Source organism: Streptomyces venezuelae (assembly GCF_008642295.1).
GTDB classification, from domain to species: Bacteria; Actinomycetota; Actinomycetes; order Streptomycetales; family Streptomycetaceae; genus Streptomyces; species Streptomyces venezuelae_C.
In genome coordinates, this window is sequence record NZ_CP029190.1 from 6,061,015 (window position 1) to 6,084,017 (window position 23,003).

At 74.0% G+C, this 23,003-nt stretch carries 23 protein-coding genes and 7 tRNA genes; 18 read left to right on the plus strand and 12 right to left on the minus strand.

The features are described 5' to 3' along the window. The first annotated feature begins 43 nt into the window (after window positions 1-43). The 5 genes from DEJ50_RS27325 (at window position 44) to DEJ50_RS27345 (ending at window position 8,154) form a co-directional block, all read left to right on the plus strand. Window positions 44-748 carry a GNAT family N-acetyltransferase gene (locus DEJ50_RS27325; RefSeq protein WP_150210745.1) on the plus strand — a complete coding sequence of 235 codons (705 nt, stop codon included), beginning with the start codon at window positions 44-46 and terminating at the stop codon, window positions 746-748. Window positions 749-814: 66 nt separating this feature from the next. Then, window positions 815-2,011, plus strand: coding sequence for a precorrin-6y C5,15-methyltransferase (decarboxylating) subunit CbiE (gene cbiE, locus DEJ50_RS27330; protein ID WP_150210746.1), 1,197 nt, complete (start codon window positions 815-817; stop codon window positions 2,009-2,011). Window positions 2,012-2,299: 288 nt separating this feature from the next. Continuing rightward, a complete protein-coding gene (gene cobT, locus DEJ50_RS27335) occupies window positions 2,300-5,521 on the plus strand; it encodes a nicotinate-nucleotide--dimethylbenzimidazole phosphoribosyltransferase (RefSeq protein ID WP_150210747.1) in 3,222 nt (1,073 codons plus the stop codon). Window positions 5,522-6,027: 506 nt separating this feature from the next. Next, window positions 6,028-7,293: a uroporphyrinogen-III C-methyltransferase gene (gene cobA, locus DEJ50_RS27340; RefSeq protein ID WP_150210748.1), complete on the plus strand. Its 1,266-nt coding sequence runs from the start codon at window positions 6,028-6,030 to the stop codon at window positions 7,291-7,293. Window positions 7,294-7,335: 42 nt separating this feature from the next. Continuing rightward, window positions 7,336-8,154, plus strand: a complete 819-nt coding sequence (locus tag DEJ50_RS27345) for a TrmH family RNA methyltransferase (RefSeq protein ID WP_150210749.1) — start codon at window positions 7,336-7,338, stop codon at window positions 8,152-8,154. A 34-nt stretch (window positions 8,155-8,188) separates the two neighbouring features. Here the strand turns inward: DEJ50_RS27345 and DEJ50_RS27350 are convergent, their stop codons facing one another. Next, complete coding sequence (locus DEJ50_RS27350) at window positions 8,189-9,388, minus strand: serine/threonine-protein kinase (RefSeq protein WP_150212395.1); 1,200 nt, start codon at window positions 9,386-9,388, stop codon at window positions 8,189-8,191. Window positions 9,389-9,595: 207 nt separating this feature from the next. Here DEJ50_RS27350 and DEJ50_RS34830 point away from each other — a divergent pair, with 207 nt between their 5' ends. Next, window positions 9,596-9,841, plus strand: coding sequence for a hypothetical protein (locus DEJ50_RS34830; RefSeq protein WP_150210750.1), 246 nt, complete (start codon window positions 9,596-9,598; stop codon window positions 9,839-9,841). A 182-nt stretch (window positions 9,842-10,023) separates the two neighbouring features. After that, entirely contained in the window at window positions 10,024-10,215 is a 192-nt protein-coding gene (locus DEJ50_RS27360; RefSeq protein WP_150210751.1) for a hypothetical protein, read from the plus strand. Between the two features lie 152 nt (window positions 10,216-10,367). Here the strand turns inward: DEJ50_RS27360 and DEJ50_RS27365 are convergent, their stop codons facing one another. Further along, on the minus strand, window positions 10,368-10,655 hold the full coding sequence (locus tag DEJ50_RS27365; RefSeq protein ID WP_150210752.1) for a hypothetical protein: 288 nt from the start codon (window positions 10,653-10,655) through the stop codon (window positions 10,368-10,370). Window positions 10,656-10,901: 246 nt separating this feature from the next. Here DEJ50_RS27365 and DEJ50_RS27370 point away from each other — a divergent pair, with 246 nt between their 5' ends. Further along, window positions 10,902-11,825: a phosphotransferase family protein gene (locus tag DEJ50_RS27370; RefSeq protein WP_411757694.1), complete on the plus strand. Its 924-nt coding sequence runs from the start codon at window positions 10,902-10,904 to the stop codon at window positions 11,823-11,825. Between the two features lie 64 nt (window positions 11,826-11,889). Continuing rightward, entirely contained in the window at window positions 11,890-12,168 is a 279-nt protein-coding gene (locus tag DEJ50_RS27375) for a zf-TFIIB domain-containing protein (protein ID WP_150210753.1), read from the plus strand. A gap of 49 nt (window positions 12,169-12,217) precedes the next feature. Here DEJ50_RS27375 and DEJ50_RS27380 read toward each other — a convergent pair. The 5 genes from DEJ50_RS27380 to DEJ50_RS27400 form a co-directional block, all read right to left on the minus strand. Next, window positions 12,218-12,292: transfer RNA gene (locus tag DEJ50_RS27380), tRNA-Val, on the minus strand. A 41-nt stretch (window positions 12,293-12,333) separates the two neighbouring features. Further along, window positions 12,334-12,405 (minus strand) — tRNA-Val (locus DEJ50_RS27385). A gap of 34 nt (window positions 12,406-12,439) precedes the next feature. Then, window positions 12,440-12,511 (minus strand) — tRNA-Val (locus tag DEJ50_RS27390). Between the two features lies 1 nt (window position 12,512). After that, a tRNA-Cys gene (locus DEJ50_RS27395) sits at window positions 12,513-12,586 on the minus strand. Window positions 12,587-12,625: 39 nt separating this feature from the next. Then, window positions 12,626-12,698, minus strand: a tRNA-Gly gene (locus DEJ50_RS27400). A gap of 176 nt (window positions 12,699-12,874) precedes the next feature. Here DEJ50_RS27400 and DEJ50_RS27405 point away from each other — a divergent pair. Genes DEJ50_RS27405 through DEJ50_RS27415 form a run of 3 tightly spaced genes read left to right on the plus strand, consistent with a single transcriptional unit; the run spans window position 12,875 to window position 15,629 of the window. Further along, window positions 12,875-13,933: a chorismate-binding protein gene (locus DEJ50_RS27405; RefSeq protein WP_150210754.1), complete on the plus strand. Its 1,059-nt coding sequence runs from the start codon at window positions 12,875-12,877 to the stop codon at window positions 13,931-13,933. Then, entirely contained in the window at window positions 13,930-14,751 is an 822-nt protein-coding gene (locus DEJ50_RS27410) for an aminotransferase class IV (RefSeq protein ID WP_150210755.1), read from the plus strand. The genes DEJ50_RS27405 and DEJ50_RS27410 overlap by 4 nt, the downstream gene beginning before the upstream one ends. A gap of 44 nt (window positions 14,752-14,795) precedes the next feature. Next, entirely contained in the window at window positions 14,796-15,629 is an 834-nt protein-coding gene (locus DEJ50_RS27415; protein ID WP_150210756.1) for a GNAT family N-acetyltransferase, read from the plus strand. 3 nt (window positions 15,630-15,632) lie between these two features. On the opposite strand, the gene DEJ50_RS27420 is transcribed toward DEJ50_RS27415, so the two are convergent. Then, on the minus strand, window positions 15,633-16,160 hold the full coding sequence (locus DEJ50_RS27420; protein ID WP_150210757.1) for a DsbA family protein: 528 nt from the start codon (window positions 16,158-16,160) through the stop codon (window positions 15,633-15,635). A 168-nt stretch (window positions 16,161-16,328) separates the two neighbouring features. On the opposite strand from DEJ50_RS27420, the gene DEJ50_RS27425 reads away from it, so the two are divergent. Both DEJ50_RS27425 and DEJ50_RS34110 read left to right on the plus strand, forming a co-directional pair. Next, the gene (locus DEJ50_RS27425; RefSeq protein WP_150210758.1) at window positions 16,329-16,805 is read left to right on the plus strand and encodes a hypothetical protein; all 477 of its coding nucleotides are present in this window, start codon (window positions 16,329-16,331) and stop codon (window positions 16,803-16,805) included. A 97-nt stretch (window positions 16,806-16,902) separates the two neighbouring features. Beyond that, the gene (locus DEJ50_RS34110) at window positions 16,903-17,073 is read left to right on the plus strand and encodes a hypothetical protein (protein ID WP_190344721.1); all 171 of its coding nucleotides are present in this window, start codon (window positions 16,903-16,905) and stop codon (window positions 17,071-17,073) included. A gap of 40 nt (window positions 17,074-17,113) precedes the next feature. Here the strand turns inward: DEJ50_RS34110 and DEJ50_RS27430 are convergent, their stop codons facing one another. Beyond that, window positions 17,114-17,671, minus strand: a complete 558-nt coding sequence (locus DEJ50_RS27430) for a CGNR zinc finger domain-containing protein (RefSeq protein WP_150210759.1) — start codon at window positions 17,669-17,671, stop codon at window positions 17,114-17,116. 214 nt (window positions 17,672-17,885) lie between these two features. After that, a complete protein-coding gene (locus tag DEJ50_RS27435; RefSeq protein WP_030011909.1) occupies window positions 17,886-18,299 on the minus strand; it encodes an SsgA family sporulation/cell division regulator in 414 nt (137 codons plus the stop codon). A 177-nt stretch (window positions 18,300-18,476) separates the two neighbouring features. Between DEJ50_RS27435 and DEJ50_RS27440 the strand changes: the two genes are divergently transcribed. Both DEJ50_RS27440 and DEJ50_RS27445 read left to right on the plus strand, forming a co-directional pair. Then, a complete protein-coding gene (locus DEJ50_RS27440) occupies window positions 18,477-18,902 on the plus strand; it encodes a TIGR02611 family protein (RefSeq protein WP_150210760.1) in 426 nt (141 codons plus the stop codon). 76 nt (window positions 18,903-18,978) lie between these two features. Then, window positions 18,979-19,050 (plus strand) — tRNA-Val (locus DEJ50_RS27445). A gap of 54 nt (window positions 19,051-19,104) precedes the next feature. Here the strand turns inward: DEJ50_RS27445 and DEJ50_RS27450 are convergent. Next, complete coding sequence (locus DEJ50_RS27450) at window positions 19,105-21,474, minus strand: SCO7613 C-terminal domain-containing membrane protein (protein ID WP_190344724.1); 2,370 nt, start codon at window positions 21,472-21,474, stop codon at window positions 19,105-19,107. A 57-nt stretch (window positions 21,475-21,531) separates the two neighbouring features. On the opposite strand from DEJ50_RS27450, the gene DEJ50_RS27455 reads away from it, so the two are divergent. Further along, window positions 21,532-21,987 carry an SRPBCC family protein gene (locus DEJ50_RS27455; RefSeq protein WP_150210762.1) on the plus strand — a complete coding sequence of 152 codons (456 nt, stop codon included), beginning with the start codon at window positions 21,532-21,534 and terminating at the stop codon, window positions 21,985-21,987. Between the two features lie 39 nt (window positions 21,988-22,026). After that, a tRNA-Val gene (locus DEJ50_RS27460) sits at window positions 22,027-22,098 on the plus strand. A gap of 58 nt (window positions 22,099-22,156) precedes the next feature. On the opposite strand, the gene DEJ50_RS27465 is transcribed toward DEJ50_RS27460, so the two are convergent. Further along, window positions 22,157-22,882 (minus strand): 3'-5' exonuclease, encoded by a 726-nt coding sequence (locus tag DEJ50_RS27465; protein ID WP_150210763.1) that lies wholly within the window; start codon window positions 22,880-22,882, stop codon window positions 22,157-22,159. Window positions 22,883-23,003: the final 121 nt, after the last annotated feature.

Below are 23,003 nucleotides of genomic sequence, written 5' to 3' on the forward strand. Positions count from 1 at the left end.
GCACAAACGGTCCCGCACCACCGTCTCAGGCATGGAGCTGCGCATGACTACCACCTTCCCGGACGTCTCCATCAGCACGGACCGGCTGGTGCTGCGCCCGTTCGAGGAAGGCGATGTCGCCGCGCTCGCCGAGATGATGAACGACGAACTCATCACGGCCTGGACCTCCGTGCCGCACCCCTACACCCACGCCGACGCCTACCGCTGGGCCACCCGCCACGCCCACGCCGAACGCACCGAGGGCCGCGGCATCGTCTTCGCCGTCACCGAGTTCCTGACCCAGCGCCTGGTCGGGGTCATCCACCTGCAGAACACCAACTGGCGCACCCGCGCCACCGAGGTCGGCTACGTCACCGCCCCCTGGGCCCGGGGCGAGGGCTACGCCAGCGAGTCCGTCCTCGCCGTCGCCCACTGGCTCTTCCGCGATCAGGGCTTCGAACGCCTCGAACTGCGCACCGCCGCCGACAACACCGCCTCCCAGCAGGTGGCCCAGAAGATCGGTTGCATCAGTGAAGGCGTCCTGCGCAACGCCTGGATAGTGCGCACCCGGCCCGACAACGCAGCCGACGGACCCTGGGTGGAGACCCGCACCGACCTGATCGTCTGGAGCCTGGTCCCCGAGGACCTCGAAGGGCTCGACGAGTACGGCGAGGGCTACGGGGACGGCTACGGGGACGGCTACGGGGACGGCTACGGCGGCCAGATGGCCGAAGCGGGCGGCTACGCCGTCACCACCGACTGGAACTGACCCGATGACCGGGTAGTCTCACTTGCCCGCTCCTCCCCCCACCCCAGGATCAGGAGACTGACGACGATGGCCGACCGGGTCACGGTGATCGGCTGGGACGGATCGCCCCTCACCGCAGCCGCCAGGTCCGCACTCTCGGCCGCCACGCTGGTGGCCGGCGCCGCCCACCACCTCGCCCTCCCCGAGATCCCGCCCGCCGCCGAGCGGATCCGGCTCGGCAGCATCGGGCTGGCCGCCCGCCGCATCGCCGGGCACCGCGGCACCGCCGTCGTCCTCGCCGACGGCGACCCCGGCTTCTTCGGCGTGGTACGCACCCTCCGCGCGCCCGAACACGGCCTCGAAGTGGAAGTCGTCCCCGCGGTCTCCTCCGTCGCCGCCGCCTTCGCCCGGGCCGGCATGCCCTGGGACGACGCCCAGGTCGTGGTCGCCCAGCGCCGCACCCTGCGCCGCGCCGTCAACGTCTGCCGCGCCCACGCCAAAGTCGCCGTCCTCACCTCGCCCGGAGCCGGACCCGCCGAACTCGCACTGCTCCTCGAAGGGGTCCACCGCACGTTCGTCATCTGCGAGGAGCTCGGCACCGACAACGAACAAGTGACCGTTCTCACCTCGGACAAGGCCGCCGACCACAACTGGCGCGACCCCAACGTCGTGATCGTCATCGGAGGCGCCGGACAGGCCGCCACCGAAGCCGGCTGGCTCCTCGGCCATCCCGCCGCCGACGCCCCCCGGGGCTGGGCGCGGCCCGAGCCGGACGCCACCGAAGGCGGCTCCGCCCCGCTGCGCGCCGCCCAGCTCGCCCGGCTCGGCCCGCGCCCCGGCGACCTGCTGTGGGATATCGGCGCCGGCTCCGGAGCCCTCGCCGTGGACGCAGCCGCCTTCGGCGCCGCCGTCATCGCCGTGGACGCCGACGCGGACGCTTGCGAACGCACAACTGCCGCCGCCCGCAAGCGCGGAGTGCAACTCCAGACCGTCCACGGAACCGCCCCGCACGTCCTGGAATCCCTCCCCGAACCCGATGTGGTCCGCATCGGCGGCGGAGGCGTCGCGGTGGTCGAGGCCTGCGCCGACCGGCGTCCCGAACGGATCGTCACCCACGCCTCCACCCGGGACGAGGCCGAGGCCATCGGACGCGCCCTGAACGGACGCGGATACGACGTCGAATGCGCCCTCCTCCAGTCCCTCGGCCTGGACACCACGACCTGGGCCGAACAGGACCGGTCGGTGGTGTTCCTGCTCGCCGCGGCCCGCCCCGTGCCCCGCTAGCCGCCCCGCCCGGGTAGGCTGGCCGATCGTCGTACTGCCCTGGACTTCAGCAGCTTTGGGCTACGGCGGTACCGGAGGACGCGCGACGTGGCGCAGTCCACAGCGGACCGGGGCGGTAATGGCCGCCACGGTGGCGAACGAGCGCGACAATGCTTAGTGGTTGTCGGCGGCCGGGTACGTGAGGTGTCCGTGCCGCACGGCGACCGCGCTCGTTCGACTCGCCGGTCTTGGCCTGTCCTACGGGCTCCGGGCGACGGACGAAGCACAACCGATGGGCGAGGGGTACGCATGACCGACACCGGCCAGGTTCCGGGCGAGGGCCTTCCGGACGACGCGGGCATGGCGGAGCAGCAGCAGGGCATCCCCGTGCCGGTCCCGGCGCCGGGCGCCTACGCCTTCCAGGACCTCGCGGACAACCCCGGCGAGGACGAGGACGAGCTGCTGCTGATGCCCAGCGGCCAGGGCTCGTGGAGCGACCCGCAGGTGGTACCGCCGGTACCGGCCTACCCGGTCGAGGGGTACACCGAAACCCCTTACGTCGAAACTCCGTACGCGGAAACCCCGTACGCCGAAGCCGGGTACGCCGAGGCTCCCTACGCGGACGGCGCGCACGAGGCGGGCGGCCGGGACTCCGGCTCCCTCGACCTCGGTGGCCTCCGGGTGCCGCCGCCCGTCCCGCCCATGCCCGCGGCCCCGGTTCCGCCGGCCCGCCGTCCGCTGCACATGGGTCCGCCCGTCCCGGACGCCTCCGGCGGAGTCGTACGCTCCCTCGCCGACCGCGGCCCGGCCCAGGTACCGGCCCCCGCCCCGGCCCCGGCCCCGGCTCAGGTGCCCGTGCAGGCCCCGGCGCCCGTACCGGCCCCCGCGGCGCCGGTCGTGCCGCCGGTGCCGGTGCAGGCGCAGGTACAGCCCGGTCCGGAGTACCTGGACCTGCCCGTCCAGACGGGTGGTCCCTGGCAGGCGGTGGCCGAGCCTGCAGAAACGGTGGTGCAGGTCCCCGAGCCGCCGTCGGCGGAGACCCGCCCGGAGCAGCCCGCCGAGCCGGCCCTGGCCCCGCAGCCTGCCCCCGGCCCCGAGGACGGCGGCCTGCTGAGCTCGGCCGTGCCGGCCGGTCAGGTGGCCGCCGAGCCCGTCGCCGAGGCCGGCGGGCTGCTGCCCACGGACATCGCCCCGGAGCCCCTGCCGGCCATGCCCGAGCCGGTCGAGGTTCCGCAGCCGGTTGCCGAGGTCCCGGACGCCCCCGAGGTCCCGCAGGTTCCCGAGGTCCCGCAGATTCCCGAGGTCCCGCAGGTTCCCGAGGCCGAGGCGGAGCCCGTGCCGGTGCCCGCGGTGGAGGAGCCGCCCGCGCTGGACCTCACGGCCGCCCCGGCCGAGCCGGTGGCCATGGCCGCCCCGGAGGAGCAGCCGGCCGCCCCCGCCGAGCCCCTGCCCGACGCCGTCGTGGCCGAGGCCGTTCCGGAGCCGGAGGCGGAGGCTGAGCCGGCCCTGCCCGAGCCCGAGCCCGCCCCCGAGCAGGCGGCGCCCGCCGAGCCCGTCGAGCCGGCCGAATTGGTCGAGCCGGCCGAACCGGCCGAACCGGTCGAGCCCGCCCAGCCCGTCGAGGCCGCCAATCCCATCGAGCCCGCCGCGCCCGTCGAAGTGGTGGAGCTCCTCGGCCCCGACCCGTACCTCACCCCCGCCGTCGAACCCGAGCCCACCGAGCAGGCCGCGGCCCCCCAGCCCGTCCCGGCCGCCCAGCCGGCCCCGGTCGAGGAGGCCCCCCAGCCCGTATCCGCGGGCGAGCCCGCCCCCGGCTACGCCGACGCCGAGCGGGAAGCCGTACTCCGCGTCATGCGCGAGCGGCGCGACATCCGCAACGGCTTCCGCACCGACCCCATCCCGCACGAGGTGCTGCTGCGCGTCCTCGAAGCCGCGCACACCGCGCCCAGCGTCGGCCACTCCCAGCCCTGGGACTTCGTGGTCATCCGGTCCGCCGAGACCCGGCGCACCATGCACGAGCTCGCCGAACGCCAGCGCGAGGCGTACGCCAAGTCGCTGCCCAAGGGCCGGGCGAAGCAGTTCAAGGAAATGAAGATCGAGGCCATCCTCGACACCCCGGTGAACATCGTGGTCACCGCCGACCCGACCCGCGGTGGCCGCCACACCCTCGGCCGGCACACCCAGCCGCAGATGGCCCCGTACTCCTCGGCCCTCGCCGTCGAGAACCTCTGGCTCGCCGCCCGCGCCGAGGGCCTCGGCGTCGGCTGGGTCAGCTTCTTCGACGAGCGCGAGATGGTCCGTACCCTCGGCCTGCCCGAGCACCTCGAAGTGGTCGCGTACCTGTGCATCGGCTACGTGGACGAGTTCCCGGACGAGCCCGAGCTGATGCAGGCCGGCTGGTCCAAGCGCCGGCCGCTGTCCTGGGTGGTCCACGAGGAGACGTACGGCCGCCGGGCGCTGCCCGGCGAGGAGCCGCACGACCTGCTCAGCGAGACCGTCTCCGGCATCCGCCCGCTGGACGCCAAGGCGCTCGGCGAGGCCTGGGAGCGGCAGAAGCGGATGACCAAGCCCGCCGGGGCGCTCGGCATGCTGGAGATCATCTCCGCCCAGCTGGCCGGGCTGTCGAGGGTCTGCCCGCCGCCGATCCCGGAGCCGGCCGCGGTCGCGATCTTCGCGGGGGACCACGGCGTCCACGCCCAGGGGGTCACCCCCTGGCCGCAGGAGGTCACCTCCCAGATGGTGGCGAACTTCCTGGGCGGCGGCGCGGTCTGCAACGCCTTCGCCAACCAGGTCGGCGCCGAGGTCTGCGTCATCGACGTGGGTGTGGCCGGGGACCTGCCCGCCACCCCCGGGCTGCTGCCCCGGAAGGTCCGGCCCGGTACCGCCGACCTGTCCACCGGCCCGGCGATGAGCCGGGAAGAGGCCGTCGCGGCCATCGAGGTGGGCATCGAGACCGCCCGCGACCTGGTGGCTGCCGGCAACAAGGGACTGCTCACCGGCGAGATGGGCATCGCGAACACCACCGTGTCCGCGGCGCTGATCTCCGTGTTCACGGGCGTGGACCCGGCCGAGGTCACCGGCCGCGGTACCGGCATCAACGACGAGACCCACGCGCGCAAGGTCGACGTGGTCCGCCGGGCGCTGGAACTGCACCGGCCCGACCCCGCCGACCCGATCGGCGTCCTGGCGGCCATCGGCGGCCTGGAGCACGCGGCGATGGTCGGCCTGATCCTGGGCGCGGCCTCGCTCCGTACGCCGGTGATCCTGGACGGCGTCAGTGCCGGTGCGGCGGCGCTGGTGGCCCGGGCGATCGCCCCGGAGTCGCTGTCGGCGTGCATCGCCGGCCACCGCAGCGCCGAACCGGGCCATGTCGCGGCCCTGAACAAGCTGGGCCTGCGCCCGCTGGTCGACCTGGACCTGCGCCTCGGCGAGGGCACGGGGGCACTGCTGGCGCTGCCGCTGGTGCAGAGCGCGGCCCGCGCGATGCACGAGGTCGCCACGTTCGACTCCGCCGGCGTAACGGAGAAGTAGCCACTGCCATCTCCCCACCCCGCCCCTTCCCAGAACCGGGGCTCCGCCCCGGACCCCGTTCCGGGGCCGGTCTGGGCCCCGGAGGGCCCCGCGGGGTCCGGGGCGGAGCCCCGAAGGGTGCGGGCGGAGCCCGGGCACCCAGGGGGTGTGGGGCGCAGCCCCACGGGTGGGGTCCGGGGCCGCAGGCCCCGGTTTCTGGGGGCACCTCCCAGCGGTAGCTGGGGGAGAAGGGGCGGGGTGGGGCAATGCCCGCGCAGCGGACCCCGCGGGGCTCGGCGCGGGCCCGGCACGGTCGAGGCCGCAGCGGACCCCGCGGGGCTCGGCGCGGGCCGGGCGCGGTCGAGGCCGCAGCGGACGCCGCAGGCGTCGGCCGCACCCAGACCCCACCCCCACCCCGCCGGGGCCGTATCGTGGACCCGCACAAACAAAACCGCACGTCAGTACCCCCGCCGCTCCAGCGCCGCAGCGGCACAGTGAACCACCGCTGCTTCAGGAGCCGCACCGCCATGGCCGACACCCCCGCCTACCCCGTAGGGCTCCGTCTCGCCGGTCGCCGCGTCGTCGTCATCGGCGGCGGGCAGGTCGCCCAGCGCCGGCTGCCCGCCCTTGTCGCGGCCGGTGCCGACGTGCTGCTGATCTCCCCGTCCGCCACCCCGTCCGTGGACGCCATGGCCGAGACCGGCGAGATCCGCTGGGAGCGCCGCCGCTACCGGGACGGCGACCTCGCCGACGCCTGGTACGCCCTGATCGCCACCCAGCACCGCGAGGTCAACCAGCAGGCCTCCGCCGAGGCCGAGCGCGAGCGGGTCTGGTGCGTCCGGGCCGATGACGCCTCCGCAGCCACCGCCTGGACCCCGGCCACCGGCCGCAGCGAGGGCGTGACCGTGGCCGTGCTCACCGGGAACGACCCGCGCCGTTCCGCCGCCGTCCGCGACGCCGTCGTCGAGGGGCTGCGCGACGGCACCCTGAACGCCCCCGCCCACCGCCGCACCGGCCAGGGCAACGGCACCGGCTCCGTCGCGCTCGTCGGCGGCGGCCCCGGCGACCCGGACCTGATCACCGTCCGCGGGCGCCGCCTGCTCGCCCAGGCGGACGTGGTCATCGCCGACCGGCTCGGCCCCCGCGACCTGCTCGCCGAACTCCCGCCGCACGTCGAGGTCATCGACGCAGCGAAGATCCCGTACGGCCGGTTCATGGCCCAGGAGGCCATCAACCAGGCACTGATCGAGCACGCCAAGGCCGGCCGGAACGTGGTCCGGCTCAAGGGCGGCGACCCGTATGTCTTCGGCCGCGGCATGGAGGAGCTCCAGGCGCTCGCCGAGGCCGGCATCCCCTGCACCGTGGTCCCCGGCATCTCCAGCTCCATCTCGGTGCCGGGCGCGGTCGGCATCCCGGTCACCCACCGGGGCGTTGCCCACGAGTTCACCGTGGTCAGCGGCCACGTCGGCCCCGAGGACCCGCGCTCGCTGGTCGACTGGGCGTCCCTCGCCAAGCTCACCGGCACCCTGGTGATCCTGATGGGCGTCGACAAGATCGGCTCCATCGCCGAGGCCCTCGTCCGGCACGGCAAGTCCGCCGACACCCCGGTGGCCGTCGTCCAGGAGGGCACCACCGCCACCCAGCGCCGGGTGGACGCCACGCTGGCCACCGTCGGCGAGACCGTCCGGGCCGAAGAGGTACGGCCGCCCGCCGTGATCGTCATCGGTGACGTCGTGGCGGTCCACACCGGCAACCGGCCGGGAGACCGGCCGGCAGACCGACCGACCAGCTGACGAGCCGTTGGCACCGCACCCAGGACAAGGCAGTATCACCCTGTGGCTGATCTCATCACCATCGAGGACCCCGACGACCCGCGCCTGCGCGACTACACGGGGCTGACCGACGTAGAACTCCGGCGCCGCCGCGAACCGGCCGAGGGCCTCTTCATCGCCGAGGGCGAGAAGGTCATCCGACGGGCCAAGAGCGCCGGGTACGAGATGCGCTCGATGCTGCTGTCCGCCAAGTGGGTCGACGTGATGCGCGACGTCATCGACGAGCTCCCGGCCCCGGTCTACGCGGTCAGCCCGGACCTCGCCGAGCGGGTCACCGGCTACCACGTGCACCGGGGGGCGCTCGCCTCCATGCAGCGCAAGCCGCTGCCGACGGCGGAGGAACTCCTGTCCACCACCCGCCGGGTGGTTGTCATGGAGGCGGTCAACGACCACACCAACATCGGTGCGATCTTCCGCAGTGCCGCCGCGCTCGGCATGGACGCCGTGCTGCTCTCCCCGGACTGCGCCGATCCGCTCTACCGGCGGTCGGTGAAGGTCTCCATGGGAGCCGTGTTCTCCGTCCCGTACGCCCGGCTGGAGGCCTGGCCCAAGAGCCTGGACTCGGTCCGCGAGGCCGGGTTCAAGCTGCTCGCCCTCACCCCGCACGAGAAGGCCTCCCCGATCGACCAGGCGGCCCCGCAGCGCCTGGAGCGGGTGGCGCTGATGCTCGGCGCCGAGGGCGACGGGCTGTCCACGCAGGCGCTGGTTGCGGCCGACGAATGGGTACGCATCCCCATGGCGCACGGAGTGGACTCGCTGAACGTGGGCGCGGCGGCGGCCGTGGCCTTCTACGCGGTGGCCGGGCCCGCCACCCCCGCCTGAGTCTCCTGAGCCCGCTTGCGCCCCCGCCGCCCCGCTACAGCTTCTGCGCGGCGGCGATGCCCAGGGCCACGACCAGGGTGACCACCACGAACACGATCAGGCGCTGACGCAGCAGCCGCGGGTCCGGACGGCCCGGGCGGCGGCCCGCCCCCGTGGTGCGGGGGGCCGGCCGGCCGCCGGTGCGGCCCGCCGTCGGCCGGGACGAGGGGCCCGGGTGGCGCGGCGAGGACGGCCGGGACTGCGGGCCGCCCTGCGGGCGCGGCGCCGGGGTGCCGGCCGGCCGGCGCTCCGTACGCTGCTCCGCATGCTCGGCGTGGGTGGCGGGCCCGCCCGGCCTGGCGTGCTCGGTGGGCCGGTCCGGTACGCGCTCCGGCCTGCCCCGCCGGTCCGCCGGGCGCCCGTCGGTCAGCCCCTGCACCTCGCGGGCCGCGATCTCCTTCAGCCGCATGGACAGCTGGAGGGTGCTCGGCCGGTCCTCCGGATCCTTGGCCAGGCAGGCCCGCACCAGCGGGGCCAGCGCGTCCGGCACCCCGTGCAGATGCGGCTCCTCGTGCACCACGCGGTACAGCATCACCTCGGAACTGCCGTGGCCGAACGGGGAGTCGGCGGTCGCGGCGTACGCGAGGGTGGCGCCCAGCGCGAACACGTCCGTGGCCGGGGTGACGGCCGCGCCGCGGACCTGCTCGGGGGCGAGGAACCCGGGCGAGCCGACCGCGGTGCCCACATGGGTCAGCGTGCTCGCCCCGGTCGCCCAGGCGATCCCGAAGTCGATGATCCGCGGGCCCTTGGGCGACAGCAGGATGTTGGACGGTTTCAGGTCACGGTGCACCACACCGGCCTCGTGTACGGCGACCAGCCCCTCGGAGAGCGCGGCGCCGACGGCGGCGATCTGCGCGGCGGTGAGCGGGCCCTCTTCGGCCACCCGGTCGTGCAGCGAGGGCCCGGGGACGTACTGGGTGGCGAACCAGGGCCGCTCGGCCTCCAGATCGGCGGCCACCAGGCGGGCCGTGCAGCCACCGCGGATCCGGCGGGCGGCGGACACCTCGCGGGCGAACCGGGAGCGGAACTCCTGGTCCTCGGCCAGATCCGGCCGGATCACCTTGAGCGCGACGCGCTGCCCGCGCCGGTCCGAGCCCAGGTAGACCACACCCATGCCGCCGGCACCGAGCCGTCGGTGCAGCCTGAACGAGCCGACGACACGCGGGTCCTCGCGCCGGAGCCGCATCATCGCCATGTCCACCCCGCTGACTGACCGGTCGTCCTGTTGACGTGGCACAGCTTACGGACCATCCGGCATGTGCGCTCAGAGGCCGCGCCCTCGTCGGGAAAATCGATTGTCAGTGCGGGATGGGACACTTGAGGGGTGCTCAGAAGTCCCCGTGCGGGAGGCCCTTCCGGGCCGCTGAGCTGTCAAGAGTCCATCGCGTAAGGGGGATTGGCGATGAAGGGCGACCGGGTCGAGATCGTCGTGGACGCGGGAGACACGACACGGACGTATGAAGTGGTGGCCACCAGGGCGGGGCGCAGGGTGGAGACTGCCGTCCGCAGGGGAGTGGTGGAAGTGAGCGAAGTCACTCGTAGTGGTCAGGCGGTGCGCACCGCGCGCTTTATGGCCAATCGTGTCCTGGCGCTGGTGGAGCAGCCCGTTCCGGGGGGACCCCTCCGGGAAGACCCCCAGGCGGAGTGATGCGTCTCCAACCAGGGGAGTAGGCGCAGGGTGCGCCCGTCATCCTCCTGGAGGCCCGGTAAAGGGTCCACAGGCATGAGGACCGGGCACTCCAGCGCTTCTAAGGTTGAACACAAGCGGCGGGTGGCTAACTCGTCCCCCGAGGTCACACACCCGCCGCTGCCAACCCCAGGGAGAGGATCATGTCGGACCGCGCACAGCAGGGACGCAAGACCTTCGCGTTCAACGCGCACCAGTCCGCCTCCGGTACGCGCCACCCGCTGGTGGCCGCAGCCATGGTGCTTCCCCTGGCCACCCTCCTGGTCGTGCTGTTCGGCGGCTGGGACCAGGTGGTGACACAAGCGTCGTCCGTGAGCGCGTTGCTGGGGCGCTGAGCGGCGCCTCAGGTCCGGGAGAGCGGCCCGGACCGGGACATCGCCGAACAACCCCGTGGGGACGGGGGTACGGCGGACGGCAGTGAAAGGGTGCTGTCCTTGCGACTGGGGAGTCGCAAGGCCGGCACCCTTTTCGTCTCCGGCCCGCTCGGTCAGGGCTCGTACTCGTGGTCGTGGACGGGCGCGTCGGGGAGTTGGCGGTCCAGGGACTCGCGGTAGCGGACACAGCCGCGGAGGAAGCGCGGCCAGGGCGGTACCGCCACCTCGGGGGAGAGGCGTTCCGGGAGCAGGGCCCAGAGCCGGGGATGGTGCCAGCAGAGGTCGTGGCCCGTGCTGTCGCGGTGGGCTCGGATCCCGTTCCGCAGGCGCACCACCTCGGCCACGAGTTCCTCGCGGCCCAGCCGGGCCAGGTCCGCATCCAGATCCGGATCCACGTCCATTCCCGCAGCCTAGGGCCTTGCCGGGTGGTCCGCGGGGCGCGACGCCCCGGGTCCTTCCGGGTGCGCGTACGATCCGCAAGGGGGTGTGCACCGAAGGAAAAGGAACCCGGGGGACAAGTGACCGAGCCGCTGACTGCCGTGCTGGCCGAGGTCGCCGCGCGGGCGGCCGGGGGAGTGCCCGGGCCGCGCCGGGGCGGGGTGCTGGCCGAGCGGGCCGACGGGACCGTCGTCCGGTGCGGGGATGCCGTGGCCAAGGCGCATGCCGCCGATACGGATCGCGCCGGCCTCGCCGCCCGGCTGCGGGTGGCCGCCGCCCCCGAGCTGGCCGGGGTGCTGCTGCCGCCGCTGCGGCCCGCTGCCGAGTACCTGCGGGGCCGGGCCGTGACCGTCTGGCCGTACGGCGCCCCGGTCGACCCCGGGCGTCCCGAGGACGCCCCCTGGGCCGCGGCCGGCCGGCTGCTGGGCCTGCTGCACCAGGTGCCGGTGGACCGGCTGCCCGGGCCGGTCCCGCCGATGCGCGGCCCGGCGAAGCTGGCCCGCGCTCTGCGCCGTATGACCGGGGTGCTGCGGGACGCCGGCCCACCGGCACCCGGCGCCGGCTCGGGCACCGACCCGGGCGCCGAGCGGGGCAACGACCCGGGCACCGGCCCGGATGTCGGCTCGCGCGCCGATTCGGGCGCGGCCCGCGCGGCCCGCGCCGTCCTGGCGGCGGCGGCCACCCTGCCCGCCTGGGCCCGGAACGAGGCCCCCGTCCCGGTGTCCGCCGGCCCCACCCTCTGCCACGGCGATCTGCACCTCGGCCAGCTCGTTCACACCGGCTCCGGCTGGCGGCTCATCGACGTGGACGACCTCGGGGTCGGGCCGGCCGCCTGGGACCTGGCCCGGCCCGCCGCCTGGTACGCGGCCGGACTGCTCGCCCCCGAGGACTGGCTGTGCTTCCTCGACGCCTACCGGCAGGCCGGCGGCCCGGCCGCGGGCCCGCCCGGCATCGACCCCTGGCCGGAACTCGACCTCGCCGCCCGCGCCTTGACCGTGCAGACCGGTGCGCTGGCCGTGGCCAGGGCCGGTGCCGGGAACCGCCGACTGGACGAGGTGGAACGGGCGATGACCGATGCCTGTGGCCGAATAGCCGACCTCCCGCCCGAGTTGGAGTCCGCGCCTCCGTCGTAAGGTGAGGGAACGCTGCCGGGCACGTATCCGGTGGCGAGGTCCGACGGCGAGGAGTGAGCCGATCATGCAGTGTCCGAAGTGTCACGCGATGATGCATACGTACAACCGCAGCGGTGTCCAGATCGAGCAGTGCAGCGGCTGCCGGGGCATCTTCCTGGACTACGGAGAGCTGGAGGCCCTGACCCGTCTCGAGTCCCAGTACGGCCAGGTTCCGCCGCCGGCGGCGCCGCCCGCCTACCCGGCGCAGCACGCTGCCCCCGCGCCCGCCTGGGGTGCCCCGCAGCACCACGGCCACGGTCACGGCCACCACCGCGGTTTCGGCCGGATGCTGTTCTCGTCCTGACCGGGGAACGCCGAAGCCCCGGCCGTGGAGACGGCCGGGGCTTCCGGGGTGGTGCGCGATACTGGGATTGAACCAGTGACCTCTTCCGTGTCAGGGAAGCGCTCTCCCGCTGAGCTAATCGCGCGGGAACCACGGCTTGAAAGCCGCAGGTCAAGCAGTACTGCGTGCGCGATACTGGGATTGAACCAGTGACCTCTTCCGTGTCAGGGAAGCGCTCTCCCGCTGAGCTAATCGCGCGGGGGATCCATGGATCCGGGATCCGAAGATCCAGTGGACGATACTGGGATTGAACCAGTGACCTCTTCCGTGTCAGGGAAGCGCTCTCCCGCTGAGCTAATCGTCCATGGAGGTGGAGACGGGATTTGAACCCGTGTAGACGGCTTTGCAGGCCGTTGCCTCGCCTCTCGGCCACTCCACCAGGAGTGATTACAGGGGTTCGGGAAGATCCCCCACATCGAGCGGACGACGAGATTCGAACTCGCGACCCTCACCTTGGCAAGGTGATGCTCTACCAGCTGAGCCACGTCCGCATGTCGCCGTCTTGCTCGGGGTTTTTCCTTCGCTCCCCGGCGACGTGTTGAACTCTAGCGGATTCCCGGGCCAGCTCAAAAACGCGTTTCCGCAGCGTGCTGCCCTCCGATCACCTCAGGTCACCCATCGGTCACCTCTCCGGCGCCTTCCGGTCACCGGCCATAGACTCGAGGCCGTGCAAGACCTGCAGCCCATGGCCCGCTTCGGCGGCCTCCTCGCCACCGATCTCCGCGATGTGACCGGCGATGTCTCCGCCCTCGACTCCACCGGGTTCTGGGCGGTATCCGCCGACTTCGAGGGGCGCATCACCTGCGCCCGCTTCGGCGACATACGACCGGACCCGGTCCCCGCGCCCGTTCCCGGCGCCTGGCAGGGGCCCGGCGCCGACCGGTGGACCTCCTCCCTGGACCGGGACGCCTATGTGGCCGGCGTACGGCGGATCCGGGAGCACATCGCGGCCGGGGAGGTCTATCAGGCCAATCTGTGCCGGGTGCTCTCCGCCCCGCTGCCGGACCCGGCCGGCGCCGATGTGGACGCCCTCACCGCACTCCTCGCGCGCGGCAACCCCGCACCGTATGCAGGAACGATTCGACTTCCCGCGCACGGCGTCGAAATAGCCACCGCCTCCCCGGAGCTCTACCTCCGCCGGACCGGCCGCCACATCGAGTCCGGCCCCATCAAGGGGACCGGCCGGACCGCCGCCGACCTGCTGGAGAAGGACCACGCCGAGAACGTGATGATCGTCGACCTGGTCCGCAACGACCTCGGCCGGGTCTGTGCCACCGGCTCCGTCACGGTCCCCGAACTCTGCGCCGTCGAAGAGCACCCCGGCCTGGTCCACCTGGTCTCCACCGTCAGCGGTGAGCTCGCCGACGGAGCCGGCTGGCCCGAGCTGCTCGACGCCACCTTCCCGCCGGGCTCCGTCACCGGCGCACCCAAGTCCTCCGCCCTCCGGATCATCGAGGCCCTGGAGACCGCCCCGCGCGGCCCCTACTGCGGCGGCATCGGCTGGGTGGACGCCGACCGCGGTACCGCCGAGCTCGCCGTGGGCATCCGTACGTTCTGGATCGACCGGCAGGCCCCCGGCGGGCCCCGGCTGCTCTTCGGTACCGGAGCCGGCATCACCTGGGGCTCCGACCCCGAGCGCGAATGGGCGGAGACCGAGCTGAAGGCCGCCCGGCTGCTCGCGGTAGCGTCGGGTGCGTACGCCGCGAGTGAAGGGACCGTACGGTGAGGATCTGGCTCGACGGAGCGCTGCGCGACGGCGACGGCGCACGGGTGTCCGTGTTCGATCACGGCCTGACGGTCGGCGACGGCGTCTTCGAGACGCTCAAGGCCGAGCACGGCCAGGCCTTCGCGCTCACCCGCCACCTGGAACGGCTGACCCGCTCGGCCCGCGGACTCGGCCTGCCCGACCCGGACCCCGAGGAGGTCCGGGAGGCCTGCGCCGCCGTTCTCGCGGCCAACCCGATGCCGCTGGGCCGGCTCCGGATCACCTACACCGGCGGGGTGTCCCCGCTCGGCTCGGACCGCGGCCAGGAGGGCACCACCCTGGTGGTCGCCGCCGCCGAGACCGCCCGCCGCCCGGACAGCACCGCCGTGATCACCGTGCCCTGGGTGCGCAACGAGCGCAGCGCGATCGCCGGGCTGAAGTCCACCTCGTACGCCGAGAACGTGGTCGCGCTGGCCGAGGCGCACCGGGCCGCGGCCTCCGAGGCGCTGTTCGCGAACACGGTGGGCCGGCTCTGCGAGGGCACCGGCAGCAATGTGTTCGTGGTCCTCGACGGGGAACTCCACACCCCGCCGGTGACCTCCGGCTGCCTGGCCGGGATCACCCGGGCCCTGGTCGCCGAATGGGCCGGGGCCAAGGAGACCGACCTGCCCTTCGACGTCCTGGAGCGGGCCGAGGAGGTCTTCCTGACCTCCACCCTGCGCGATGTCCAGGCGGTCCGCCGGATCGACGGGCGGACCCTCACCACCGCCCCCGGACCGGTCACGGCCGAGGCGATGCGGATCTTCGCCGAGCGGTCCGCCGCCGACGTCGATCCGTAGGAAACCGGCTGACTCGGGGCCGCAGGGCGGGTAGAACAACGCTGATGACCACCACCCTGCGGCCGAGCGAGCCGCTTCAGCAGCACAGTGACGGCAGCCGTTCACGGGCCTACGAGGTACGCGTCAACAGCCGGCGCGTCGGGGCCCTCGAACTCGCCGCCGGCCAGGACGCGGTCGGCGTGATCCGGGGGCTGTGGATCGACGAGCCGGACCGCGGGCGCGGTCGCGGCACGGTCGCCGCGCTCGCCGCCGAGGAGGTGCTCCGCTCCTGGCGGTGCGCCCACATCACGGTCTCCGTACCCGCCGACGCGGGCCCGGCGCTGCGGCTGGCCACCGCGCTCGGCTACCGCGAGACCGGCCGGATCATGGCCAAGGAGCTTCCCGCGGTCCCGCCGGAGCTGCCCGCCGAGAGCGCCGGCCGGCCCATGACCGGGGCCGAGTACGAGGTCTGGGAGGAAACCGGGGTGCGCGCCTACGCGGAGCAGCTGGCCCTCCCCGGCACCACCGCGGAGCAGGCCCTCGCCGCCTCCCGCGCCGAACACGACCGGCTGCTCCCGGCGGGCCGGGACACCCCCGGCGCGACCCTCCTCGTCCTGGAGACCCCCGGCGCGGGGGTGGTCGGCAGCGTGTGGGTCGGCGACCGGGAGCTGCCCGGCACGGGCACCGTCGGGTACGTGTACGACGTCGAGGTCGCCGAGGGGCAGCGCGGGCGCGGCCACGGGCGGAGCCTGATGCTGCTCGCCGAACGCGCAGCGCTCACCGCCGGGGCGGCCACCCTGGCCCTGCACGTGGCCGCGGACAACACCACGGCCCGGAACCTGTACGAGTCCCTCGGCTACCGCGATGTCACGGTCAACGCCATGAAGGAGCTGCTCTAGTCGCTAGGGGGTGTCCGGCGCCGCGAGGAGGCGGTCGGCGATCTCCTCGATCCGGGCGCGCAGGCCGTCCTGGCTCTTGCCGCCGTCCAGCCGCTCACCGCCGATGACATAGGTCGGGGTGCCGGTCACACCGATCGCCTTGCCCTCTGCCTGGTCCGCGTCCACGATCAGGATGTGCCGGCCGTCGATCAGTGCGCTGTCGAACTCCTCGGCGTCCAGGCCGAGTTCGCGGGCGACCTCGATCAGCAGCGGCTCGCCGACCCGGCCCAGCTCCTCGGCCCGGGCGAGCACGGCCTCCGCGTAGTCCCAGCCCCGGCCCTGTGCCGCGGCCTCCTCGGCGGCCTGGGCCGCCGCGAAGGCGTGCTTGTGGCGCTCCAGCGGGAAGTGGCGCAGGACGATGTCCAGCCGGTCCCCGTAGCGGGCGCGCAGGGCGCGCACATCGTCGAGGGCGGTGTGGCAGTCGGTGCACTGGAGTTCGCACCAGACTTCGAGAACGACGGGACCGGCGTGGCCCTGGTGGGTTTGGCTCATGGGGCCAGTCTCCCAGCCCGCCGCTCCCGGTACCGACCGGGACCTGGGGAGGAGCCCGGACCCGGAGATCTCCCGGAGATCCGTCCGGGGAGCCGTCGCGCCGTGGCCCGGACGGCCCGGACCGGTGCAGGATGGACAGTGACAAAGCGCCCAGGGCTGGAGGACCGCATGCTTGCCGAGACGATATGTTCCGCGGTGTCCGCGGCCGGCCTGGGCATCGCCGCACTGACCGCGTACCGCAGGCGCTTCCTCGCCGCGACCCGGATCGCCGCGTACTCCCTGGTGCCGGTCGGCCTGGTGATGACCGGGGTGGTGGCGTGGCTGAGCGGGATCGTCTTCAAGCCCTCGGTCTGGGTGGGCTTCGGCCTGCTCGGCCTGTCCTGGGCACTGTTCGCCACCACCCGGGCGGTGGAGCGCCGCCGCCTCGGGGCCGGAACCGAGACCGGGGCGGAAGCCGAGGGCGCGGCGCAGGGCGGGAAGCGGCTGCGGGGCCGGAAGGCCCGGTCCGAGGCGGTGGCGCCGGGTGCCGCCGCGCCCTCCCTCGGTACGAGCGGGAGCGGCCGGCCGCAGCGCCAGGCACAGCAGCAGGCGCCGGCGGAAGACTTCTCCGACATCGAAGCGATCCTCAAGAAGCACGGAATCTGACGGATTCCGAAAGCAACCCGGAACCCGGCGAACTCCCTCGCCCATCTTTGCGTGTTGAAGGGCGAACCGTGGCCCGTTGCGCGATCATCGGCCCGACATGCTCGACACAACGCAGGGCGAGCCGCCCGGACGCGTCAGCGTTCCCGCCGCCGCCGAGGAACCGCGCGGTTGCCTCTTCGCGCTGTCCCAGCCGCCGCTGATGATCTTCCTGGCGGTGATCGGCACACTGCTGCTGCTCGCCGCGGTCCACGATCTGTTCCTGCTGTGACCTCGGCTGTGACCCCTGCCGTGACCGGGACCGCCGGCGGTTACTCCCCGGCTTCCTTGCGGCGGGCCCGGTACGCAGCCACGTGCAGACGGTTCCCGCAGGTCCGGCTGTCGCAGTAACGGCGGGAGCGGTTCCGGGACAGGTCCACAAAGGCACGCCGGCAGTCCGGTGCCTCGCAGCGGCGCAGCCGCTCCTGCTCGCCCGAGACCACGATGAAGGCCAGTGCCATACCGCCGTCGGCCGCCAGGTGGTCCCCGACCGAGGCGCCCGGTGCGAAGTAGTGCACATGCCAGTCGTAGCCGTCGTGGTCCGTCAGCTGCGGGGTGGTTCCGGCCGTGGCGACCAGCTCGTTGATCAGTGTCGCGGCGGTACGGGCCTGCGTGGCGGCGAAGACCTGCGCGAATTTGCCGCGCACGGTGCGCACTCCGGCGAGGTCGCGGGCGCTGAGCTCGCCCACCCCGCTGATCGCGTGCTCGTTGACGAAGGCACGCAGAGCTCCGGTGTCCGACAGCCCGTCCGGCTCGTTGCCCTCGGGCGCGGTGTTCACCAGGGCGACGACGACGTCGAGCGCCCGGCGGGTGTCGTGGGGAATCTGCACGTGCCCGACTCTAGCGCTTCGTGCGACAAGCGGACCGGCGCTGTTCCCGCGGACGGCTTCCGCGGGAACAGCGCCGGTCACGCCGTATGTGAGGGTCCCGCCCACACCGTCGCCCCGAGTCGGACGGTGTCGAGCGGCGGCCGGGCCGGCGGCTGCCGGCTCGCGCTGGACCGTGTTGGACCGTGCTCGATCGATCGTGGTCGAACGAGTCGGATCAGCTTTCGGCCAGGATGTGGGACAGCTCCTTGTCGAGGTCGAAGTGCCGATGCTCGGTCCCGGGTGGAACCGCGGCGTCGGTCCGCTTCAGGAACGACTCCAGTGCTCGGGCGGGTGCTTCGAGCAGGGCTTCTCCCTCCGGTGAGCTCAGGGCGATGCAGACGACGCCCTGGCCGTGGCTACGGGACGGCCAGACCCGGACGTCTCCGGTACCGGTGGGCCGGTGCAGGCCCTCGGCGAGGAGGTCGCGGGCAAACACCCATTCGACCGTCTCCTCGGCGCCGGTGTGGAAGGTGGCGTGCACGGCGTAGGGGTCGGCCGTGTCATACCGCAGGCCCGCGGGAACAGGCAGAGAGGACTCGCTCGACACAACGAGGCGCAGGTGCAGCTCGCAGCTGACCGTGGTGTTCATAAGCGCCAGGGCCTTTCGCTCAGTGTGCGCTCGGGGATTCGCACGTCGGCGAAATCGACATGCCACCTACGGTGCCGTTGTAAACCCCTCTGACCGTTTTGCGGACCTTCGGGTCCCTCGGACGGCGGATCCAAACGGCCATTCACGTGTGCTTTCGGCTCGGGTAGATTCCTGCCCATGAATACGGGGAGTAACGAGGGTCAGGCCGCCGATATGACCGAGACGGAGCAACCGCTCGGCTCACGGGCGCCCGCCTTCATCCAGGCACGCAGAACCCTTCACCTGAGCTGGCAGGTCGGCGTCTTCATCGTCGGCCTCGCCGTCGTGATCACGGGCATCATCCTGCTGCCCCTGCCCGGACCGGGCTGGGTGATCATCTTCGGTGGCATGGCGATCTGGGCGACCGAGTTCGTCTGGGCCCAGCTCGTGCTGCGCTGGACCAAGCGCAAGGTCACCGAGGCCGCCCAGAAGGCGCTCGACCCCAGGGTCCGCCGCCGCAACATCATCCTGACCTCGATCGGCCTGGTGATCACCGGCGCCCTGCTCGGCGTGTACCTCTGGAAGTACGGCATGACCATGCCCTGGGACCTCAAGGGCGAGTGATCGGCGGCCGGCCGCGGGCGGCCGGGCGCGATGGTCAAAGGCACCGCTGACATGGGGTAATGTTTGCGGTGCGCCCGGGCGATTAGCTCAGTGGGAGAGCGCTTCGTTCACACCGAAGAGGTCACTGGTTCGAACCCAGTATCGCCCACCCGGACGAAGGCCCGGAGACTTCTCGAAGTCTCCGGGCCTTCGGCGCGGTGGCCTACCGCAGCCTGCCGAGGGCCGCCCGGAGCCGCCGGGCGTCCCGCAGCCGCTTCTCGTACGTCGCCCCCACCGCCAGCAGTAGCACCCCCGCCAGGGCCGGCGGCAGCCAGCGCGGCAGGGCGTCGGCCACCTGCACCACGTACGGCATCAGCTCGTGCAGCGCGTCCAGCGCCAGCACGGCCCCGCCCAGCAGCAGCGGGGCCTGGAGCCGGCGGTGCGCCCCGGCCAGGGTCACCGCCAGCGCGGCCACCCCCAGCAGCAGCGGGCGCAGCCAGTGCGCGTCCCCCCAGGCCGCGACCAGGCTCGGCAGCAGGGTGGCCGCCAGGCCCGGCCCGTACGCCGCCCAGGACGAGGCCTGTGGGTCCCGGCGGCGCCGCAGCAGGCCCACCGCCAGCGCGGGCACCGTCACGGGCAGCGTGTACGCCTCCGGGACCTGCACCCCGGACGCCACCAGCCGCACCCAGGTCGCAGCCACCAACAGCACCCCGGCCGCGTAGCCGAGGCCGCGCCGGTCCGCCCGTACCGCAGCGCCCGCGCACACCACCCCCGCCAGTGCCAGCAGCAGCGCCAGCCAGGCCGGCTCCGCGGCGGCCAGGGCCACCGCCAGGCCGCCCGCCACGGCCGCCACGAGCTCCACCGGCAGCCGGGGGACCGCGCCGTCCCGTCCCGGCGGCCGGACGGCCACCGCCGCCGGGACGGCCAGCACCAGCAGCCCCCAGGTGTGCACCGGGAGCCCGAGCACGGCCCCCAGGGCCGTCAGCAGCCCCGTCGCACACCCGACGGCCCCCACCGCCGCCCCGGCCCGCAGCCAGGCCGGAGCGGGCCGGTACGCCGCAGCCCTGGCGCACGACGCCCCCAGCGCCCCGAGCACCGCGAAGGTGGCCACCCGGCCGTCCAGCGCCGCCACCGCCACGGCAACGGCCCCCAGCAGCGCACACACCGCCGCCACCAGCCCGGCCGCCCGCACCCCGCCCGGCCGCGAACCGTCCGGCCCCCGGCCGGACCACCGCAGCGCCAGGGCCAGCGCCGCCACCGACACCGCCACCTGCACCGCCGGCACCACGGGCACCGCGGCCACCGGCAGCAGCGGCGCCGTGAACAGTCCGGCCCACCCCAGGGCCACCGCCACCCCGCGCGGCTCCGGCCGCCGCAGCAGCCGCTCCAGCAGCCCCGCAGCAGCCGCCGCCAACAGCAGCACCACCGGCACCGCCGCCCCCGGCCACAGCACCGCCGCAGCCGGTTCCGAGGCCTGCCAGGGCTCGGCCGCCACCGTCAGCCGAGCCGCCTGCGCCACCCCGGCCGCCGGCAGCACCACCAGCACCGCCAGCCCCGCGACCACCGCCCCGGCCATCGCCGTCCCCAGCCGGACCGGCCGCGGCACGCGGGGCGCCCGTACCGCCCCCAGCAGCGGCAGCGCCACCGCCAGGTGGACCACCACCGTCCACTCCGAGTCCCAGGACGGCCGCAGCAGCCCGCCCAGCGCGCCCACGGCCGCGAAACCGCCCGCCGCAGCCGACGCGTACCCCACCGGGCCCGCCGCCCGCCAGGCCACCGCCACACAGCCGGCCGCCAGCGCGGCGAGCAGCAGCGAGGGGGCCACCGCCCCGGTGCCCGCCGACACCGTCAGCCCGGTCAGCAGCACCGCCGAGCCGGACACCGCCGCCGACACCCCGGCGCACCACCGCACGGCCGCCCCGGCCCGGATCCACAGCGCGAGCCCGGCGGCCGGCGCCGCGGTGGCCAGCAGCGCCCAGCCCACCCCGGTGGCCCCGGCCCCCGCGGCCAGTGCCGCCAGCGGCAACGGCAGCTGCCCGGTCAGCACCGCGGCGGGCAGCGGCATCCGCAGCGGGCGCAGGGCCAGCCCGTACCCCGCCCAGACCGCCGCCAGCACCGCCGCGGCCCCGGCCGCGTACGCCAGGCCGTCCGTGTCCGACAGACCCACCGCATACAGGGCGTACGCGTCCAGCACCGTCAGCGTCAGACCCACCCCCGCCACCGATTCGGCGGTGGACCGCAGCCCCCGGCGCAGCAGCAGCGCGGGCGCCGCCAGCGCCGCCGCGGTCACCGCGGCCAGCACCGCCGACCGGCCCCCGATCCCCATCGAGCCCCAGCTCACCAGCGTGAACGCCAGCGCCGCCACCCCGAGCAGCACCGCACCCAGGGTCAGCAGCACGTTCTGGGCGCCGGGCGCCGAAGCCTCCGCCGGCCGTGCCGGTGCCGCCTGGGCCGGCCAGGGCCGCGCGGCGGCCTCCAGCCGCCCCAGCAGCCAGGCCCGCCGGCCCAGCAAATAGACCCGGCGCGCATCGAGTTGGACCAGTTCACGGTCGACGAGCACCAGCTCCTCGGCCGGTGGCAGGGCGTTTTCCATGGTTCGCAGTGTGGTGCCGGTCACCCGGCCCGCACATGGGTACGCATACTCATCTCAATGGACTGGAGTCACTACCGCTTCCGCAGCGTCTGGGACCTCGCCGCCCCGCCCGCCCGCGTGTACGCCGTGCTGGAACGCCCCCTCGACTACCCGCTCTGGTGGCCCCAGATCCGCGAGGTCACCCCCGACCCCGCCGACGATCGGATCGGCACCGCCGTGTTCCGCTCCTTCCTGCCGTACGCGCTCCGCGTCACCGCCACCGAACGGCCGGCCGACCCCGCCCGCCGGGTGCTGGAGGCCGCCCTGGCGGGAGACCTCGAAGGGTGGGTGCGGTGGACTGTGCTGCCCCACGGCGCGGGCGGCACCCGGGTCGTGTACGAGCAGGAGGTCGTCGTCCGCCAGCCGCTGATGCGCGCTCTGGCGGTCCCCGGGAGGCCGTTCTTCCGGCTCAACCACGCCCTGATGATGCGCTCCGGACGGCGCGGTCTGGCCGCCTGGCTGGAAGCGGTTTGAACGAACCCCGGCCGGGCCTGTATGGTTCAGTCCGTTCCCGGGCGATTAGCTCAGCGGGAGAGCACTTCGTTCACACCGAAGGGGTCACTGGTTCGATCCCAGTATCGCCCACACCGGGAGAAGCCGGTCCGTCCCAGACGGACCGGCTCTTTCGTGTTCTCCCGTGCCCTCAGGCGGCCGTGGACAGCTCCGGCCGGACCGGCCAGTGCGGATCCACCGCCTCCTCCGAACCGTTGCGCGCGAACCAGGCCTGCAGTCCGCGGGCCTGCGCCGCATGCCACACCGCCTGCAGGGTGTGCAGCTCGGCCGGGGTCAGCCGCTCCAGCCGGGGCGCGAACCGGCGCCCCACCGCCCGGACCACCTCCAGCGAGGCCAGGGCGTCCGCCGCCGCGTCATGCGCTCCCTCCAGCTCTATGCCGTAGTGCGCGCACAGATCGGTCAGGGTCCGCCGGCCCTTGCGGTAGCGGTCCAGATGCTTGTCCAGCACCCGCGGATCCAGCACCGTCAGCGGCCGGTTGTCCAGATACCGGGTCAGTGAGGACGCCCGGTGCCGACGCAACTCCCGGTCCAGCAGCGTCAGATCGAACGGCGCGTTCATCACCACCACCGGCCGGCCGGCCACCTGCTGCTCGGCCAGGGTGCGGGCTATCTCCTCCACCACCGGGGCCGGCCAGCGGCCGTTGCGCTGGAGATGGTCGTCGGTCAGGCCGTGCACCTCGGTGGCGCCCGGCGGTACCGGAACACCGGGATTGACCAGCCAGCGAGTTGCCCGGGCCCGGCCGCCCGCGCACTCCTGGACGACGATCGCGGCGGACACGATGCGGTCCTCCTCGACGTCCACCCCGGTGGTTTCTGTGTCGAATGCGGCCAGCGGGCCCTCGTACCAGCGCGTCATGGCGAACTCCTCGTCCCCGAACGGCAGGCGAGGCCTGCCCGCATCCGTGATACCCGGGAGGTTTGCCCGGTACGCCGTTTGCGGCGCGTCGGCTGCGGAGACAACTCCGTTGGGGGGCCGT